This is a genomic window from Pseudomonas sp. ArH3a, assembly GCF_022648765.1.
GTDB lineage: Bacteria > Pseudomonadota > Gammaproteobacteria > Pseudomonadales > Pseudomonadaceae > Aquipseudomonas.
On the sequence record NZ_CP080330.1, the window covers coordinates 1,618,424 to 1,635,570 of the forward strand.

A 17,147-nucleotide genomic window follows, 5' to 3' on the forward strand; every position below is an offset into this window, starting at 1 on the left:
CCTCACGCCGCCGCGATTTCATGTGGCTCAAAACTGTCCGCCCGCGCCATCTGCCACATGCGCGAATAGAACTCGCCGCTGACTTCACCGGTGAGCAATTCACCCGGCTTGAGGAACACATGCAGCTGCGAGAACAGCTTGATCTCAGTCGCCGACATACGCCGCACCAAGTGCTTGGCCGACAGCTGCGACGGATGATCCAGGCCGGCCGCTGCGAGCATTTCCGCCAGGGCCTTGAGGGTGTTGCGGTGGAAGTTGAACACGCGCTGGGCTTTGTCCGGCACTACCAGGGCGCGCTGGCGCAACGGGTCTTGAGTGGCGACGCCGGTCGGGCATTTGTTGGTGTGGCAGCTTTGCGACTGAATGCAGCCGATGGCGAACATGAAGCCGCGCGCGGAGTTGGCCCAGTCGGCGCCGATGGCCAGGACGCTGGCGATATCGAACGCGCTGACGATCTTGCCGCTGGCGCCCAGCTTGATCTTGTCGCGCAGGTTCAGGCCGACCAGGGTGTTGTGCACAAACAGCAGGCCTTCACGCAGCGGTACGCCGATATGGTCGGTGAACTCCACAGGTGCGGCGCCGGTGCCGCCTTCCTTGCCGTCGACCACGATAAAGTCCGGGAGGATGCCGGTTTCGAGCATGGCCTTGGCAATGCCCATGAATTCCCACGGGTGGCCCAGGCAGAACTTGAAGCCCACGGGTTTGCCGCCGGACAGTTCGCGCAGTTGGGCGATGAACTGCATCATTTCAATCGGCGTGGAAAACGCGCTGTGACGCGACGGCGAGATGCAGTCTTCGCCCATCATGATGCCGCGGGTTTCGGCGATTTCCTTGGTGACTTTATGCTTGGGCAAGATCCCGCCATGGCCGGGCTTGGCGCCCTGGCTCATCTTGATTTCGATCATGCGCACTTGCGGGTTCTGCGCCTGCACGGCGAAGCGTTCCGGGTCGAAACGGCCGTCGCTGGTGCGGCAGCCAAAGTAGCCGCTGCCCAGTTCCCAGGTCAGGTCACCGCCGTTTTCGCGGTGGTAGGGGCTGATGCTGCCTTCGCCGGTATCGTGGGCAAAGTTGCCGAGCTTGGCGCCTTGGTTGAGCGCGCGAATCGCGTTGGCGCTCAGCGAACCGAAGCTCATCGCCGAGATATTGAACACCGACGCCGAGTACGGCTGCTTGCACTGCGGGCCGCCGACCATTACGCGAAACGCGCTCGGGTCGCTCAACGGCGCGGGGCGCATGGAGTGGCCGATAAACTCAAAACCCGACTGGTAGACGTCGATCAAGGTGCCGAACGGCTTGTCGGCGGTTTCGTTCTTGGCGCGCGAGTAAACCAGCGAGCGCTGCGAGCGCGAGAAGGGCAGTGCATCGCTGTCGGACTCCAGCAGGTACTGGCGGATTTCCGGGCGTATGGCTTCCACCAGGTAACGAATATTGCCCAGGATCGGGTAGTTGCGGCGCACCGCGTGGGGGCTTTGCAGCAGGTCGAACAGGCCGATCAGGCTGAGAATGCCGGTGACCACGGTGATCGGCCACAGCCATTCATGTTCAATAAAAGGGAGGCTTACCAGGGTGAAAATGACGCACACGGCAAAGAAGGCGTAACGGCTTAGTAACGACAGGCTCATACGGTTTTCCTTGGTTCACTCATCGGCTAGGCGCTTTGCGCCTGAAGAAAGATCGAGAACAGCTCCGACTGGGATTTGATCCCTAGCTTGCTGTAGATGTGTTTCTTATGGACTTTCACGGTTTCAACAGAGATTTGCAGCTTACGAGCGATTTCCTTGCTGGAGCAACCACTGAGCATCAAGCGGCCTACATCCAGCTCTCGGGCGGTGAGTTGCGCGCCCCAATCATCATTGTGCATCGGCGGCTGTGGGGCGCTGACCTGATGGAGCTCATAGGGCAGGCGCTGGCGCAGCAGGCTCAGCACCCAGGGCTGGATCAGCGACAGCAAAGCAATCTGCTGCGGGTCAAAACGCTGTTTCGAGCCCAGGGACAGGCACAGGGTACGCCCATCCGGCAGGTGGCAATTAAATTGGATTTCATCCGCCACCACGTTCAGGCGGAAATAACGCTGGTAGTACTCGGTGAGTTCGAAATGCTCGGGCGCGACGTCAGCCAGGCGAAACAGCCCGGTGCGTGAGTGCTCGCGGCTGGCGATGTAGAAGGGGTCGAGCAGGTACAGGCCGTTGAGGTAATCCTGGAACAACTGGTCTGGCGTGCCGTCCGCGCCTGGGCATTCGGCGAACACCAGCGGGCGGTGTGCGCTGCTGAACAGCAATACCACCCAGCTGTCGAATGGCACGTATTGGTCCAATAAACGCACCAGTTGGGTCCAGAAGTTGGCCTGGTCCAAGGCGTCTATCATTTGCCCCACCGAACGGTGCCAGGCGATGTCTTGCAGCGACATGGTCATTGATCTACCCCTATCGGGTTACCCCTGCCGCGTAATTCCCTGGCGGGGTGTGGCTGCGCATACTGCGGCACAGATTGAGAACAAGGAATACCCATGAAGGTCGAATTTGCCCAGTTGGCAGGTCGTGATAACGGTACAGCTTATAACCTTGAGCGCGCCTTGGCGGCAATTGCGGCCTGCGCCGCCGATACACAACTGATCGTTTTCCCGGAAACCCACTTGATGGGCTTCCCGTCGGCCGAGACCGTCGCCGACATCGCCGAGCCGGTGGATGGGCCCACCGTACAGGCCGTTATCCGGGCCGCCCGTGCGCGCACTATCGCCGTGGTGATCGGTATAGCCGAAAGCGATGGCGGCCAATTCTACAACACCACTTTGTTGATCACGCCCGAAGGCATCGCCCTGCGTTATCGCAAGACCCATTTGTGGGCCTCGGATCGCGGCGTGTTCACGCCCGGGGATCGCTACGCCACGTGCCTGTGGAACGGCGTGCGCGTCGGCCTGTTGATCTGCTACGACATCGAGTTCCCGGAAACCGCCCGCGCCTTGGCGCAACTGGGCGCCGAACTGTTGATCGTGACCAACGGCAACATGGACCCCTACGGCCCCACGCACCGCACCGCGATCATGGCCCGCGCCCAAGAAAACCAGGCGTTTGCGCTGATGGTCAATCGGGTGGAAGAGGGCGATGGCGGCCTGCTGTTTGCCGGCGGCAGCGCCTTGGTCGACCCGATTGGCACGCTGCTGTTTGAAGCAGGGCGCGAGGAAGGGCAGTTCGCGGTCGAGTTGGACCTCGACCAACTGGTAGCGGCTCGCAAGGACTACCGCTACCTGGATGACCAGCGCTTGAAATTGCCGGGTGAGGTGATTGAGCGCGCAGACGGGACGCGCGAACTGCTGATTCCACAAGTTTAACGCTAACCCCCATGTGGCGAGGGCGCTCGCCACAACAAGCCCCGCTCGCCACATAAACAGGCTTAACCATAAGAAAAATGACATCCGCTTCACCGACTTCAGTTCTGCCATAAATCTAATAAATCAGCGGAGAATCGCTCATGGCTCGTTTGCAACGCACCCTGTCGTTAGGGTCGGTGGTGCTGTTTGGCATCGCCTATATGACGCCGATCATTGTGCTCGGCACCTTCGGCATCCTGGCGCAATCCACTGCAGGCATGGTCCCCGCCGCGTACCTGGCGGCGCTGGTGGCGATGTTCTTTACCGCCATGAGTTACGGGCGCATGGCGTCTGCCTTCCCGGTGGCCGGTTCCGCCTACAGCTATGTGCGCAAGGCCATCAGCCCCAAGCTGGGTTTTATCGCCGGCTGGGCGGTGCTGCTCGACTACCTGTTCTTGCCCATGGCCATCTGGCTGATTGGTGCGGCGTACCTCAACTCGGCGTTCCCTGCGGTGCCGCAGTGGGTCTGGGTCTTGGCGTTTATCGGCGTCACCAGCGCTATCAATATTGTCGGCCTCAAGTTGGCCAACGGCATCAATGCCTTGCTGATGCTCGTGCAGTTTCTGGTGCTGAGCGCGTTTGTCGTGCTGTGCATCCACTACATCGGCGGTGACGCCAGCAAACCGCTGTGGACCCTCGCCCCGTTCTTCAACGGCCAGATGCACATGCCGTTGATCATGAGCGGTGCGGCTATCGCCTGCTATTCGTTCCTGGGCTTTGACGCAGTGAGTACCCTCACCGAAGAAACCCGCGACCCGCGCCGCACCATCCCACGGGCGATCATGCTGATCACTTTGATCGGCGGGCTGATCTTCGTGGCGGTGTCCTACTTTGTGCAGATCGCCCATCCGTCGTTCGAGTTCGCCAACGTGGATTCGGCCGCGTATGAAATCGCGCGCAATATCGGCGGTGACCTGTTCGTGTCGATCTTCTTGATCGGCCTGATTGTCGGCCAGTTCGCCTCGGGGCTATCGGCCCAGGCCAGTGGTTCGCGCCTGTTGTTCGCGATGGGCCGTGACGGTGTGTTGCCCAAGTCGTTCTTCGGCACCTTGCATGCGCGCTTCGGCACGCCGGTTAACAGCATCTTGTTGTGTGCGGTTGTGGCGTTGCTGGCGCTGAAGCTGGATGTGACCACCTCCACTTCGTTCATCAACTTTGGTGCATTCCTGGCCTTCAGCCTGGTGAACCTGTCGGTGATCTTTCACTACTGGGTCGGCGCGAAAGCGCGTGGTGTGCGCGAGCTGATCCTGTTTCTGCTGTTCCCGGCCATCGGCCTGCTCGCGGACCTCTGGCTGATGGTCAGCCTGGATCATCTGGCGATTTACCTGGGCGTGGCGTGGCTGGCGATCGGCCTGGTTTACCTGGGTTTGCTCACCCGTGGCTTTTCGCAACAGCCGCCGGAAATGGACTTCCAGGAATCCGCATAGAAGCCCGAGGTCTATTCTTATTGCAATCCGTTCTCGTTTGAGTGCATGATTTGTGTTACTGTATAACACATCAAATGCACCCAGACGCCCCGGAGGCCCTATGAAAGCTGGTATCCATCCTGACTACCGCACCGTGCTGTTCCACGACACCGCCGCCGACGTGTTCTTCCTCATCGGTTCCACCGCCGACAGCGACCGCACCCAAAAACACAGCGACGGCAACACCTACCCATACATCCCGCTGGACGTCTCCAGCGCCTCGCACCCGGTCTACACCGGCCAGCAGCGCAAGACCCAGGCCGAAGGCCGGATTGCCGGGTTCAACAAGCGTTTCGCTTCGTTTGGTTCGAGCCCGAAAAACGCCGAGGCGTGAGGGCGGTTAAACTGTTTGGCGAATGGGCAGCACCACCCTAAAGGTGGTGCCTTTGCCCACTTCGCTGCTCACGGAGATAGTGCCACGGTGTTTTTTGACGATGCCGTAGGAGAGTGACAAGCCCAACCCCGTTCCTTCACCCACCGGCTTGGTGGTAAAGAAGGGGTCGAAGATTTTCTGCACGCTGTCCGGGGCAATCCCGCAGCCGTTGTCGGCGACTTCCAACCAGATATTCTCGCTTTCCACTCCGGTGCTGATCGTGATGGTGCCGCGTTCCGGACCCATGGCCTGCGCGGCGTTGATCACTAGGTTCATCACCACTTGGTTAAGCTGCGATGCCAGGCATTCGATGTCCGGCAGCGGTGTGTAGTGCTTGATCACGTCGGCCTTGTACTTGAGTTCGCTGGCGACGATGTTCAAGGTCGAATCGATGCCCTGTTGCAGGTTTGCCCATTGCCAGGTCTGGTCGTTGTCCACCCGGGAAAAATCTTTCAAATCCTTGACGATCTGCACCACGCGGCCAATGCCTTCCTTGGATTCGCGCAGCAGCGTGGGAATGTCTTCCTTGAGAAAATCCAGGTCCAGGCGCCGACGCAGGGCTTCGAACTGGTCGCTGCCCAGTGCGGTTTCTGCCTGTCGATAGGCATCGAGCATCTCTTGCAGCTGGTTGAAGTAGCCGCCCAAGGTGCCGAGGTTGGAGGAAATAAACCCCACCGGGTTATTGATTTCGTGGGCCACGCCGGCCGCGAGTTGGCCCAGGGACGCGAGTTTTTCCGATTGCACCAGCTGGCTTTCCAGTTGTTTGCGCTCGTCGATCTCCAGCTGTAACGCCTGGCTTGCCTGGGTCAGTGCCAGGGTGCGCTGTTCCACCAAGTGTTCCAGGTGGCTGGTTTGCAAGGACGCGTGTCGCGCCATGTCCCATTTCGCGGCCAGGGTATTGGCCATCTGCTGCACTTCAATGTTGTCGAATGGTTTTTTCAGGATCAGCAGCCGGTCGTGGGCGTGCAGGCGGAACAGCAGCTCTTCCCACGAATAATCCGAGTAGGCCGTGCACACCACCACTTGCAGGCTTGGGTCGACTTTCCACAGTTCTTCAATGGTCTGCGCGCCGTCCCAGCCTTGGGGCATGCGCATGTCGACAAACGCCAGGGCATAGGGTTTTTGCTCGGCCATGGCCACCTCCAGCAACTTCAACCCTTCCTGGCCACCGTAGGCCGAGTCCAGCTCAAAAACGGGTCCGTGCTGGGGCTCGCTGGCACCGAATAGTGCGGCTTCCATATCGTCCAGTGCCTGGTTCTGCTCCATGGGTGGCATGAGGATTTTACGGAAGTCGTCGTGAATTGACGGCGTGTCGTCGATCAGCAGAATGCGTCGATTGGGGGGGCGGTTCATGCTTGGCCTGCGGCATCGTTGAGGGGGATTTGCAACGTGAACACGGCGCCTTTGCCCGGTCCATCGCTGTGGGCGGTAAGGCGGCCATTCATTTCAATGGCCGCCAGGGCGCAGCTGTGCAGGCCGAAACCGTGGCCTTCCTTACGCGTGGTGAACCCGTGGGTGAAGATCCGCGTCATGTTCTCGGCCGGGATGCCTTCGCCTTCGTCTTTGACGCTGATCTGCAAGAGGCTGCCCTCCACCGTGCTGATCGACAAGGTGATCTGTCGCGAGCGGTCGGTGAGGTTCGACATGGCGTACTTGGCGTTGCTGATCAGGTTGACCATGATCAGCAACAGCCGGTGTTTGTCCGCCATCAGTTCCGGCACCTCGGCGTACTCCTTGACCACCGTCACATGGTGACGATTCAGCGCCCCGGAATTCATGCGCAGAGCGTCGTCCATCAACGCACTGATCTGCACCGGCTCCAGCAGGGTGGACACGCCGGCGTAGGATTGCTGGGTAGAAACGATGTCCTTAATGTGGTCCACGCTTTTGCTCAACTGCGCCAGTTCGTCGGTCAGGCCCTGCTGCTCAATGGCGATGGCCTCCACCAGTTGGTTGAGGTAGCCGGGCAGCAATTTGCCTTTCTCGTCTTCGCGCAGGTAGGTGCCCAGGTCATCCGGGTGCTCGTTGATCAGTTGCATGGCTTTGCCCAACCCCAAGGCCTTGCTGGTGCGCAGCTTGCGCGTGACCAGCTCGGCGGAGATGTTCACGCTATTAAGCACGTTGCCGACGTTGTGCAGCACATTGGTCGCGATTTCCGCCATGCCGGCCTGGCGCGCACTGTCGAGCAGTTCGCTCTGGGCGTCTTTGAGTTCGCGCGTGCGCGCCTCTACACGCTGTTCAAGGCTTTCATTGACCGCTTGCAAGGCGCGGTTGACCCGGTTGATCTCGGCAAAGCTGCGCAACAAGCGAATCGCTAAGTACAACAGCACCACCACCAACAGTGCGGAAAACACCAGCAGGTAGCGGTGGTACTTCTGATCAATCAGGTCGGCGGCGGCCTGGTCCTGATTGAGTTGGGTGGTCATGGCGTCGAGTTGATCGGACAACGGGATCGCGGCAATGCGATCAAGCAGGTCATTGACGAGGGGTTGCTCGCGCAGGATCAGCGCAATGTGGTTACTGAGAATCTCCACTGGCACCTGAAACTCTGGCGGCAGGCTTTGTTTGTTGACCGCCAGCTTGTTCAGGCCCACGAGGATGTCTGCGGCTTTGTCATCGCTCGTCACCTGGGCAAACTCCAGGGCGCTGAGCAGCAAGTCGTAGGTGTCGGTGGCGATGCTTTGTTGTTGCAGTTTTTCGGCGTCGTCCAGTTGCAGGAAATGCGCCTGGATGTCGTCCTCGGCCGTCGGCAAAAAGGCCAGGGAATTGCGCAGCACCGCGTTGTGCGACTTGAATTGTTCCACCTGCCGCGCCTTTTCCTGGAACGACTGGCGATACGCATTCTGCTCGGCCTGCCATTCGGCCAGGTTTGCGTGGCGGTGTTGCCCCTCGCGACTTTCCAGGGTGGCCCACAGCGCGCTCATCTCTTTGAACGGGACCACCAGCGGGTCATAGTTGTGGGTGAGGGCGATCCGGGCCTTGAGCACTTCAACGTCCCATTGGGAGTTGAGTTGCTTGATCTGGCTGATCAGGTCGCGGGACTCGGTGTAGGTGGTGGACTGGTCGCCGATCGACTTGAGGTACAGAAACACCAGCACCGAGGCCAGTATCAGGGCGATACCGCTGAGCGTGAGTAGGCTGGCGAGGCGGGATGATTTCATAAGGGCTTGCCCGCCCATTCGCCGGTCAGTGTCTTGAGGAATTGGATGATCAGTGTCTTGTCTTCAGCCGTGGGGATTCGCCCCAGCTGGTACGTGAACATGACGTCGACAGCCTCCTCGAGGGTCTTGGCCGAGCCATCGTGAAAGTACGGGGCGGTGACCGCCACGTTGCGCAGGCTCGGTACTTTGAACACGTTGCGGTCATCTTCGTCCTGGGTCAGCAGGTAGCGGCCCAGGTCGGCTTCGGTCGGGTTGCCACGGGCCTTGAAGTAATCGCCCATCACGCCGAACTTCTGGTACATGTTGCCGCCGATATTGGCGCCTTGGTGGCAGGCGATGCAGCCATAGTCCTTGAAACGCTGGTAGCCGTATTTCTCTTGAACGGTGAGGATCTCGGTGTTGCCTTGCAGGTACTGGTCGAAGCGTGAGTTGGGAGTGAGCAGGGTGCGCTCATAGGTGGCCAGGGCGTTTTGAACGTTGGCGGCCGTCACGCCGTCGGGGTAGATCCGCTGGAAGGCGGCCTGGTAAGTGGGCAGTGCCGACAAGGTCTGGACCACGGTTTTCCAGTCGTTGCCCATTTCCATGGGGCTGGTGACCACCTGCTCAACCTGCGCCTCCAGGGTGTCGACCCGGGCGTTCCAGAATTGTTTGAAGTTCAGGCTGGCATTGAACACCGTCGGGGTGTTGAGCCCGACCGGTTTGCCATCGAAGCCCAGGGAAAACGCCTGGTTGTCGTCACCCCCCGCTTGCAGGTTATGGCAACTGGCACAGGACTGGGTGTTATTCACCGACAGGCGTGTCTCATTGAACAGCTGGCGTCCCAGTTCCACGGTGGCGGCATCCAGCGTCGGCACCGGCGGCAACGGTTTAAGCGGTTCATCCAGCGGCGCAGCGGTGGCGGGCAAGCAGGCGCCATAGCCCAGGGCAATGGCAATGCCGAGCACCTGTGGCGACAGGCGCAGAGAACGTGGCGGGGTGCGGCTCAAGCGCTCGCTCCTTGGGGCAAAAGGTCAGTGGCCGGGCATCAGGCTGTGGTGCCCGGTTTGCAATAATTGGGCGAACTCATCGGCCGCCACGGCTTTGCTGAACAGGAAACCCTGGCCTTCCTCGCACTGGTGGGCTTTGAGGAATGCCAGTTGTTCAAGCGTCTCCACGCCCTCGGCGACGATGTTCATGTCCAGGCTTTTACCCAGGCTGATGATTGCACTGATCAGTTGCGCGTCTTGGCTGTTGTCGTTCAAGCCGCGGATGAACGATTGATCAATCTTCAGCACATCAATCGGAAAGCGTCGCAAGTAACTGAGGCTGGAATACCCGGTGCCGAAATCGTCGACGGACAGGCGCACGCCCAGGGTCTTGATGCCGCGCAGGGTGATGAGGGTGTCCTCGACGTTTTGCATCAGCACGCTTTCAGTGATTTCCAGCTCCAGCAAGCGCGGCTCCAGGCCCGTGCGCTCAAGGATCGTCGCCAGGTTGGCGACAAAGTTACGCTGGCGAAAATCAATCGCTGAGATGTTCACCGAAATGCAGATGGGCGGTAGGCCGGCAGCTTGCCAGGCACGGGCCTGCTCACAGGCCTGGCGCAACACCCATTGGCTCAACGGTACGATCAGGCCGCTGTCTTCGGCCACGGGAATGAACGCCGACGGGTAGATCCAGCCATGGTCGGGCTGGTGCCAGCGGATCAACGCTTCGGCGCCGACGATCTGCCCGCTGTTCAGGTCCAGTTTCGGCTGGTAGTGCAAGATAAACTCATCTCGCTGCAGGGCCTGCCGAATGGCGCTTTCCAGGCTTTGCTGTTCCTGGGCGCGAAGGTTCATCTCGTCGATGAAAAAACTGAAATCGTTGGGGCCGTGGTCTTTGATGGCGTGCATGGCGGTTTCGGCTTTTTTGATCAGCTCCACGGCGCTGCTGCTGTCATCGGGGTACACACTGATGCCCAGGCTTGCCGTAACACTCAGGTCGTGGCCGGCCACATAGCGGCTGGTGCTGACGGCGGCGAGGAGTTTTTCGGCAATGTACTGGGTTTGCTGGGGGTGCTTGATGTCGTTGAGGATCAGCACAAATTCGTCGGAGCCGTAGCGAAACACTGAATCCGATTCGCGCACTGTGGCCACCAGGCTTTGGCTGACGTGCTTGAGCATTTCATCGCCGACCGGGTGGCCCAGGGCGTTGTTGATGCGTTTGAAGCGGTCCAGGCCGATAAACATCACGGCCAACTGGGTGTCATGGCGCCTGCACACGGCAATCGCCTGGCTCAGGCGGTCGCCCAGCAGTGTGCTGTTGGGCAGTTCGGTCAGGGCGTCGTATTGCAGCAGGTGCGAAACTTTGAGCAGTTCCTGCACGCGTTCCTCAATTGTGCGCTCAAGCCCCTGCAGTTTAAGTGCCGCGTCCTGCGCCAGCTGCCATTTCCAGGTCAGGGCGGTGGCCATCTGGCGGATTTCCAGGTCGTCGAAGGGCTTTTTCAGGATCAGCAGTTGGTCGTCGTATTTGAGGCGCGCCTCGATGGCTTCGAAAGAGTAGTCAGAGTAGGCCGTGCACAGGGCAATTTGCAGGTGAGGGTCGACGTTCCACAGCTGTTCGATGGTTTCCAGGCCGTCCCAGCCCGGCGGCATGCGCATGTCGATGAACACCAGGGCATACGGGGCGTTGTCGGCCAGGGCTTGGATCACCAGTGCCAGGGCTTCCTGGCCTTGATAGGCGGAATCCAGCACAAAGGTCTGGCGCACGGCCGGGGCGGTGCCGAACAGGGTTTCTTCGATGCTGGCCAGGGACGCGTGGCCGTTAGCGTCGGCGCACAGGATCTTGCGGAAGTCCGCGTGGATCGAAGCCGTGTCGTCGACGATCAGAACCCGTCGATTGGCGCGTCCCGAGCGCGGGTTCATGGCTGGTTCCGAGAGGCGCGTGACGGCGATTTCTGGCGCATAGGGCTTCCTTACCGTGAATGCTTCAGTAAACAGGGCGGGTCACGGGCTTCATGGCACAAGCATAGTTGGCTCCCTTGAATAAGTCGGCCAGTTGGCGTCAAATCAACACCAATTACCCCGGCATTCATCTAGCGCTCAATGCTTGCGCAAGTACAGCGATTGATCATGTCGGGGCGCAATGAAGCAATTATGTGTCATTGTCAGGAGGTGTCGCCATGGATGAAAAAACTGCTACTACGTCCCCCTACACCCCCACTATTTTGCTGGTCGATGACGAAGAGTCGATCCTCAACAGCCTGCGCCGCCTGCTGCGTGGCCAACCCTACGACGTGCTGCTGGCCGGCAGCGGTGCCCAGGCCCTGGAGATCATGGCCGCCCAGCCCATCGACCTGGTGATGACCGACGCGCGCATGCCGGCCATGGACGGTGCGATGCTGCTGGCCGAGACCCATCGCCTGTACCCGTCCACCACCCGCATCCTGCTGACCGGCTATGCCGACATGAGCATGATGATCAAGGCGATCAACGAGGGGCAGATTCACCGCTACATCAGCAAACCCTGGAACGATGAGGAAATGCTCCTGACGTTGCGCCAGTCCCTGGAGCACCAGCATTCCGAGCGCGAACGCCTGCGTCTTGAACAGTTGACCCGCGAGCAGAACGACCAGTTGAAGGCCCTCAACGCCACCCTGGAAAAACGTGTCGACGCCCGCACCAGCGAGCTGCAGCAAACCGCCGACATGCTCGACCTGGCCTACGATGAGCTCAAGCGCAGCTACGTGACCGGCACCGAAGTGTTTTCACTGCTGGCCAACCTGCGCCTGCCCAAGCAGAAGCAGACCAACCGCCAGTTGATCGAGCTGATACGCGTGTATTGCAAAGCCCAGGTGATGGACGAAGCCAGCGCCCGCGACCTGACCATGGCCGCCGCGCTGTATAACATCGGCAAGTTGAGCTGGAGCGACAGCATGATGGTCGCGCCCTCGGACCTGCTGCACAGTACCGACCGCGAGCGTTATCGGGCTTACCCGGCCCAGAGTGAGTCGTTGCTGATGACCCTGGAGCCGATGAAGGACGCCGCCCGCCTGATTCGTCATCACCAGGAGCGCTGGGACGGCACGGGTTTTCCGGACCACCTCAAGGGCGAGCTGATCCCCTCGGGCGCGCGCTTATTGAAGCTGGCCGTCGACTTTATCGAGCTGCAAAAGGGCTTGATCCTCGAGCGCCATATGAACAGCGATGAAGCGCTGCTGTACATCCGTAAATACGCCGGCAAGCTCTACGACCCGGACATGGTCGAAGACTTCGTGCAGGCCTGCGCCGCGTTTTTAAGTGACGTGACCTTGGGTGACCCGAGCGTGAAGGTCTTGACCACCCGCGAACTGGCCGAGGGCATGGTGCTGGCGCGCAACCTCAACGCCGATAACGGCATGCTGCTGCTCAACGCCGGCAAGGTGTTGAACCTGCCGCTGGTGGACAAGTTGATCGCGTTTGAGGCGATGGAAGGGGCCAAGTATTCCGTGTTTATCAAGGAGCCGGATGATGCGCCGCTACTGACGTAGCGGCGACGGTGTGGGTGTTTTGACCTTCTATACGCCCCAGGCGACTGGTTTACTGGCGTGATAATCAAAAACGCCTCTGATTATAAAGAGATCTTTTTCGTTTTCTTGTCCGGCTCTTTCAATCGCCACTCGCCATCGACCACGGCCCGCGCCCTCCTGCGCTTGCGGTAAATCTACATAGGTGTAGTTACCTATTTTTTTTCGGCTGACACGACCGGCTTCAATATCCTGAATGATGTGCTCAAGTTTGGCTTTGGCATTGTCTGGCAGGAGCCCTTTTTGAGTGTCTGCCAGCTCATCCAGTTTCACGATGTTGATGGCGGGATCGCGGATAGGGATTGGATCTGGGACGGTCGAGGGCTTTGGCCGAGTGGAGGGTTTATCAATTTTGTGTGTTTGAACGCGGGGTGTTTCAAATTCTAAAGGCGTTGAGAATTGAGGCAGCTCATTTTCAAATTTTGTGATGGTGTTACTGTCGACCATGTGTGCACCCGCCTGCGGACCTGAGGGGTTGCCTCGCGATATCACGACATAAGGAACGCCGGATTTTTTAAAATCCTCTGAATAGGAAGGTACCTGAAGCCGTTCGAGTTTCTCCTTGAATTTTTTTGCCCTGAAAGCGCGATAAACCTGCAGGGTCTCACCGTCTGCCAGAAGTTGATCCAGTGCCGCTTGAGGTGTGATGTTGTGATCTGACGCTATTTTGTTAATCGTTGCTTGCCGTCCATGTTCACCCAGAAAAGCCTCGAACACGTCCCTTTCCCAGGTCGAAAGCTCGTATTTTTCCGAGAATTTCTTCAGCGCGTTCAGCTGTCTTTGGGTGATGGCGTAGCCGGCAAATTGTGCGCCAGTGTCGGTGTCTGTAATGCTGATCGAGTACCTGATTTGTTTTGAAAAGTTCTCATTTTTTCCAATGATTCTTTTTACTTTGTTAAACAGTTGGTCCTGTTCTGAGGCAGACAGAGGCGGGATAAAGAATCGTGCGGAGCCGTTCAGGTGGTAATAAATGTCCAGTTCAGACTGTAGGTTTAACAGGGCGTTGCGTAATACATTTTTAGCGCGTGGGCTTAAACGGTGGTGTTCCGATAGCCTGCGGCGAAACTCGGCTTCATCTACATGGCCACCCACCTGTTGCCGGGCGTTGGTGAGTAAGTTTTTTTTCTGGGATTCACTTAGCTTTTCAATGAGCTCTTCGGAAATACGGATGTCCGATTCTTTTGAGTAAACCCGCAGTGCCGCGATCAGGTCGGCATCCACTTGCTGTGCCGCGGTGAGAGGGCGCAGGGCGCCCAACACGGAGCCTCCCCCTTTAGCGTTTCTTTCGAAACGCGGCTTCCAGCTTTTTGCGTCTCCCGGCACGACCATAAAGTCCACGTTGTTGCCTGCCGGGTCTTTTACATAGCGCGCGCCGCCCTCTGCATAGGACTGAAACAGGTGATAGCGCCCGGCGTCGTCCCGCATCGCGATAAGTGGGTTATTGTGCCGGTCGAAAAAAATCGGGGCGCTGCCCGACTGGCGCGACAACGCGTATTGGTTCATCCGGGCAAATCTTTCTACGTCAAAGAACGAGTCAGTTTGTTTGGGCAGCCGATACGGTGCGACATCGATCCAGGCGGGCTCCAACGGCCGGATTGAGGCCCCTGACATTGCGATGCTGGCTTTTTTGCCCGGGTCGATTTTATTGACAAGCCCCGGGATCCGGTGCCCCAGCTGTTTGGCCCGGGCTAACCCTTTATGGATACTCTGGCGCAAAAGCGACAATGCGGGTTTGCCGGGTATCAGCCCGAGCAGACTGTCGGCTATCTCAGCGCCAAACATAAAAGCGTTTACCGCTGACTCCCGGGAAATTTCAGCATTGCTCCGTGAGCGGTGATCGGCGTGTGCGAGTTGAAAGCCCAGTTGCGCCGAATACAGGTACGCATGGAAATGACCGGTGATCGGCGTCAGGGCGTAGCGGTGTACACCGCGCGTATCGTTGAAGATCCGCGTTATCTCTTGCGCATCTTTAGTGGCCATACGCGGGATGAAGTAGGCCTTCCATTCGGGCTTGGCTTTCAGTGTGTCCAACTCCGCCAGCCCGTTGACCAGTTCCCTGAAGGGCACGCCATCCGGAGCATCTGGGGTATGCAGCACACTGACCCCTTGGGGCTTTGTACCTTTTCGGTTGATGACGAGGACGTTATTGATGACCTGTCCCCCTTGACCCCTTTCCTGCGCACCGCCCATCACTAGCAGGTTGACCACTATCTCGAACGCGTTAACCCGGGGGCGCGTGGTTGAGTCGGGGTGTTCCGTAATGGCTTTGATCCAGTCAAACCCACTGCCGGGTGTCTGGAATATAAACAGCTTGGAGGCGTCAGGATTCAGCCGGCTCTCGAGGGAGTCCTGGTTTATTTTCGCTGCGTAGGCGCGCTGCCAGGCCGTCGCAAAAGTGTTTCCCGCGCCGGTGTGCGAGAAGGCTGATCTCAGGTACTCGGCGTATTTTCTGCCGATGTCGGCCTCTGTGGCGAGCGCACGCAAATCTGCGTTGTCGAGCGTGCCCCACTGTTTACCGGCGGTGTCGACAACAGTGGCGGTGGCGCTGATGGTTCTGTGTATGTCATGCGCAGACCAGGGGTCGACATTGCGCTGGGTATAACTTCCCAGTGTCCGCAGGTCCACGATGACCTGGGTACTCCAGGTGCCCCATGTCAGTTTTCGTCCCGACATAAACTGTGGGATGTTTATCTTGCGGTCTTCACTGACATAGACAGTGGCGGTTTCCTCGTCACGATACCCCGTCGCCTTGTAAGCGCTGGAAGCCGATACACGCAGGCGTACCAGGCTTCTATAGGGGGCAATGTCCACGTTGGCATAGGCCGGCTTTTGCTGTTTCAACACGGTGTCGGTCTCCTCCTGGGAGAACGCTTCCAGCGTCGAGACCTTCTCGAGAAGAGGCGCGAGCGCCTGATTGCTCTCAATCATCGCCTTTTCCAGTTGCCTGTACCGCACCTGATCTTGCCCATCGGCCGTTTTCAGCCAGGAGGGCTCGACCTCTATCAGGCGCAGGTTGCGCTGCGTAAACGCATCGGTGGCATTTAACTGCGGCGTCAGATCCGCGACCTGATCGAGCGCGCCTGTCGAGGGTAATGTCTCCTGGCGCAAGGCTTCGCGGATGGCAAAATATTGCCGGATCCGCAGTGAACGGATGCTATCTGTCATGACATCAGCACTTATCTGCGACGGATGCGCTGCCAGCATGGGCCTGTTACTCAGCCCTGCACGTGCGGCAGTCGGCAGGCTTGCGATCAGCAATTTCCCCGCCGATCCGCCAGCCTGTAGACGAGTGGAGACGGTTTCATTCAGGCGCTCCAGGCTTTCAAACTCCTCAAATTCCTCGCTCGGGCTATACAGCATCACGCTGCCCGTGGGAGGCGTGCCGTCGCCAGTGCTGAGGATGAATGCGCCGGCAAAATCACTGCCACCCTCCAGCGTCAACCGGTGTACCGCAGGCCTGTTGTCGGCGCTAAACGCCTGTTCCCGCGCCGCAGCACTTGGGTACTTGAGCACATTGTCGGCCAGTGTTCGTCCATTCGCCGACAGCGTGCCGTCAACTGAGCGCAATGCCAGTTGATGGGCCAGCAGTTGCCGGCGCAGTGCGACCAGTTGTTCCTCTGGATTAGGGTGTGCATCGCGCGCTGTCCTCCAGAAACTATTCAGGCTTACGGTGATGGCTACTTCCAGAACGCTCGCCAGCGTCGCTGTCGGCACCACCGAAGGGAGGCGTTTATCGGCGTCAAGGGTGCCGCTCTCTCGGAAAAAGGCGCCGGCCTCTTGGGCCAGATAGGCCTCTGCGTCAGGCGCGCGCAAACGCTTCAGTAGCAACCCCAACGGTTCGCTGGACAGGCGTTGCTTTTGCCCCTGCTGGTCCTCCCGGTAACAGCTGTAAAAAATCTGGTTTGGATTGATGGGCCGATGCATGTCGGGAAAAATCGCGGCCAATTGCTGCTGGTAAAGGCTGTCTGGGCTTGGCTGTTGTCGTAGCAGTTCATGGGTTCGGGAACTGAGCCTATCAAGCTCACGGATAAGGTGTATCTGTTGTTCGTCGGTCGATAACGAAGCCGGCGGCACCACTGGCAGCGTCAAGGGGGATGAGGGATCAAGGGGGGCGCTGTCGGCCTGGACCGATTGCGGGTCGTCAACCAGAGATTCCTGGGAGGAGGGCAGTGAACTATGCATAGGTAAACTCTTATAACTGGGGCAGCGCATCGCAGGTACTGCGTGCCTGGCTGAATATGAGTTTGCGAGTGTA

Annotated in this window: 11 protein-coding genes; 4 read left to right on the forward strand and 7 right to left on the reverse strand. The window is 59.0% G+C overall.

The genetic code is table 11. From position 1 onward, the window contains the following. Positions 1 to 2 precede the first annotated feature (2 nt). Together K0P33_RS07225 and K0P33_RS07230 are read right to left on the reverse strand one after the other, a co-directional pair. Positions 3 to 1,622 carry an FMN-binding glutamate synthase family protein gene (locus K0P33_RS07225; protein ID WP_242154643.1) on the reverse strand — a complete coding sequence of 540 codons (1,620 nt, stop codon included), beginning with the start codon at positions 1,620 to 1,622 and terminating at the stop codon, positions 3 to 5. Positions 1,623 to 1,648: 26 nt separating this feature from the next. Beyond that, entirely contained in the window at positions 1,649 to 2,413 is a 765-nt protein-coding gene (locus K0P33_RS07230; RefSeq protein WP_094950921.1) for a LuxR C-terminal-related transcriptional regulator, read from the reverse strand. A gap of 93 nt (positions 2,414 to 2,506) precedes the next feature. On the opposite strand from K0P33_RS07230, the gene K0P33_RS07235 reads away from it, so the two are divergent. The 3 genes from K0P33_RS07235 (at position 2,507) to K0P33_RS07245 (ending at position 5,167) form a co-directional block, all read left to right on the forward strand. Further along, positions 2,507 to 3,328, forward strand: coding sequence for a carbon-nitrogen hydrolase family protein (locus K0P33_RS07235; RefSeq protein WP_242154645.1), 822 nt, complete (start codon positions 2,507 to 2,509; stop codon positions 3,326 to 3,328). Between the two features lie 140 nt (positions 3,329 to 3,468). Further along, on the forward strand, positions 3,469 to 4,794 hold the full coding sequence (locus K0P33_RS07240; RefSeq protein WP_242154647.1) for an APC family permease: 1,326 nt from the start codon (positions 3,469 to 3,471) through the stop codon (positions 4,792 to 4,794). A gap of 100 nt (positions 4,795 to 4,894) precedes the next feature. Next, positions 4,895 to 5,167, forward strand: coding sequence for a type B 50S ribosomal protein L31 (locus tag K0P33_RS07245; RefSeq protein ID WP_094950918.1), 273 nt, complete (start codon positions 4,895 to 4,897; stop codon positions 5,165 to 5,167). Positions 5,168 to 5,173: 6 nt separating this feature from the next. Here the strand turns inward: K0P33_RS07245 and K0P33_RS07250 are convergent, their stop codons facing one another. The 4 genes from K0P33_RS07250 to K0P33_RS07265 form a co-directional block, all read right to left on the reverse strand. After that, positions 5,174 to 6,559, reverse strand: coding sequence for an ATP-binding protein (locus K0P33_RS07250; protein WP_094950917.1), 1,386 nt, complete (start codon positions 6,557 to 6,559; stop codon positions 5,174 to 5,176). Continuing rightward, a complete protein-coding gene (locus K0P33_RS07255; RefSeq protein WP_242154649.1) occupies positions 6,556 to 8,367 on the reverse strand; it encodes a DAHL domain-containing protein in 1,812 nt (603 codons plus the stop codon). The genes K0P33_RS07250 and K0P33_RS07255 overlap by 4 nt, the downstream gene beginning before the upstream one ends. Further along, positions 8,364 to 9,311: a cytochrome c peroxidase gene (locus K0P33_RS07260; RefSeq protein WP_242156005.1), complete on the reverse strand. Its 948-nt coding sequence runs from the start codon at positions 9,309 to 9,311 to the stop codon at positions 8,364 to 8,366. Before K0P33_RS07260 ends, K0P33_RS07255 begins: the two co-directional genes overlap by 4 nt. Before the next feature lie 66 nt (positions 9,312 to 9,377). Next, positions 9,378 to 11,252 carry a GGDEF and EAL domain-containing protein gene (locus K0P33_RS07265; protein ID WP_242154651.1) on the reverse strand — a complete coding sequence of 625 codons (1,875 nt, stop codon included), beginning with the start codon at positions 11,250 to 11,252 and terminating at the stop codon, positions 9,378 to 9,380. Between the two features lie 257 nt (positions 11,253 to 11,509). On the opposite strand from K0P33_RS07265, the gene K0P33_RS07270 reads away from it, so the two are divergent. Further along, positions 11,510 to 12,856, forward strand: a complete 1,347-nt coding sequence (locus K0P33_RS07270; RefSeq protein ID WP_094950914.1) for an HD domain-containing phosphohydrolase — start codon at positions 11,510 to 11,512, stop codon at positions 12,854 to 12,856. A 27-nt stretch (positions 12,857 to 12,883) separates the two neighbouring features. Here the strand turns inward: K0P33_RS07270 and K0P33_RS07275 are convergent, their stop codons facing one another. Continuing rightward, a complete protein-coding gene (locus K0P33_RS07275; protein ID WP_242154654.1) occupies positions 12,884 to 17,074 on the reverse strand; it encodes a hypothetical protein in 4,191 nt (1,396 codons plus the stop codon). Positions 17,075 to 17,147 lie beyond the last annotated feature (73 nt).

Excerpts from the sequence above, each read along its gene's own strand:
- K0P33_RS07255 (WP_242154649.1), bottom strand. The coding sequence starts at position 8,367 with ATGAAATCATCCCGCCTCGCCAGCCTACTCACGCTCAGCGGTATCGCC.
- K0P33_RS07270 (WP_094950914.1), top strand. The coding sequence starts at position 11,510 with ATGGATGAAAAAACTGCTACTACGTCCCCCTACACCCCCACTATTTTG.
- K0P33_RS07240 (WP_242154647.1), top strand. The coding sequence starts at position 3,469 with ATGGCTCGTTTGCAACGCACCCTGTCGTTAGGGTCGGTGGTGCTGTTT.
- K0P33_RS07265 (WP_242154651.1), bottom strand. The coding sequence starts at position 11,252 with ATGAACCCGCGCTCGGGACGCGCCAATCGACGGGTTCTGATCGTCGAC.
- K0P33_RS07250 (WP_094950917.1), bottom strand. The coding sequence starts at position 6,559 with ATGAACCGCCCCCCCAATCGACGCATTCTGCTGATCGACGACACGCCG.
- K0P33_RS07235 (WP_242154645.1), top strand. The coding sequence starts at position 2,507 with ATGAAGGTCGAATTTGCCCAGTTGGCAGGTCGTGATAACGGTACAGCT.
- K0P33_RS07275 (WP_242154654.1), bottom strand. The coding sequence starts at position 17,074 with ATGCATAGTTCACTGCCCTCCTCCCAGGAATCTCTGGTTGACGACCCG.
- K0P33_RS07225 (WP_242154643.1), bottom strand. The coding sequence starts at position 1,622 with ATGAGCCTGTCGTTACTAAGCCGTTACGCCTTCTTTGCCGTGTGCGTC.
- K0P33_RS07230 (WP_094950921.1), bottom strand. The coding sequence starts at position 2,413 with ATGACCATGTCGCTGCAAGACATCGCCTGGCACCGTTCGGTGGGGCAA.
- K0P33_RS07245 (WP_094950918.1), top strand. The coding sequence starts at position 4,895 with ATGAAAGCTGGTATCCATCCTGACTACCGCACCGTGCTGTTCCACGAC.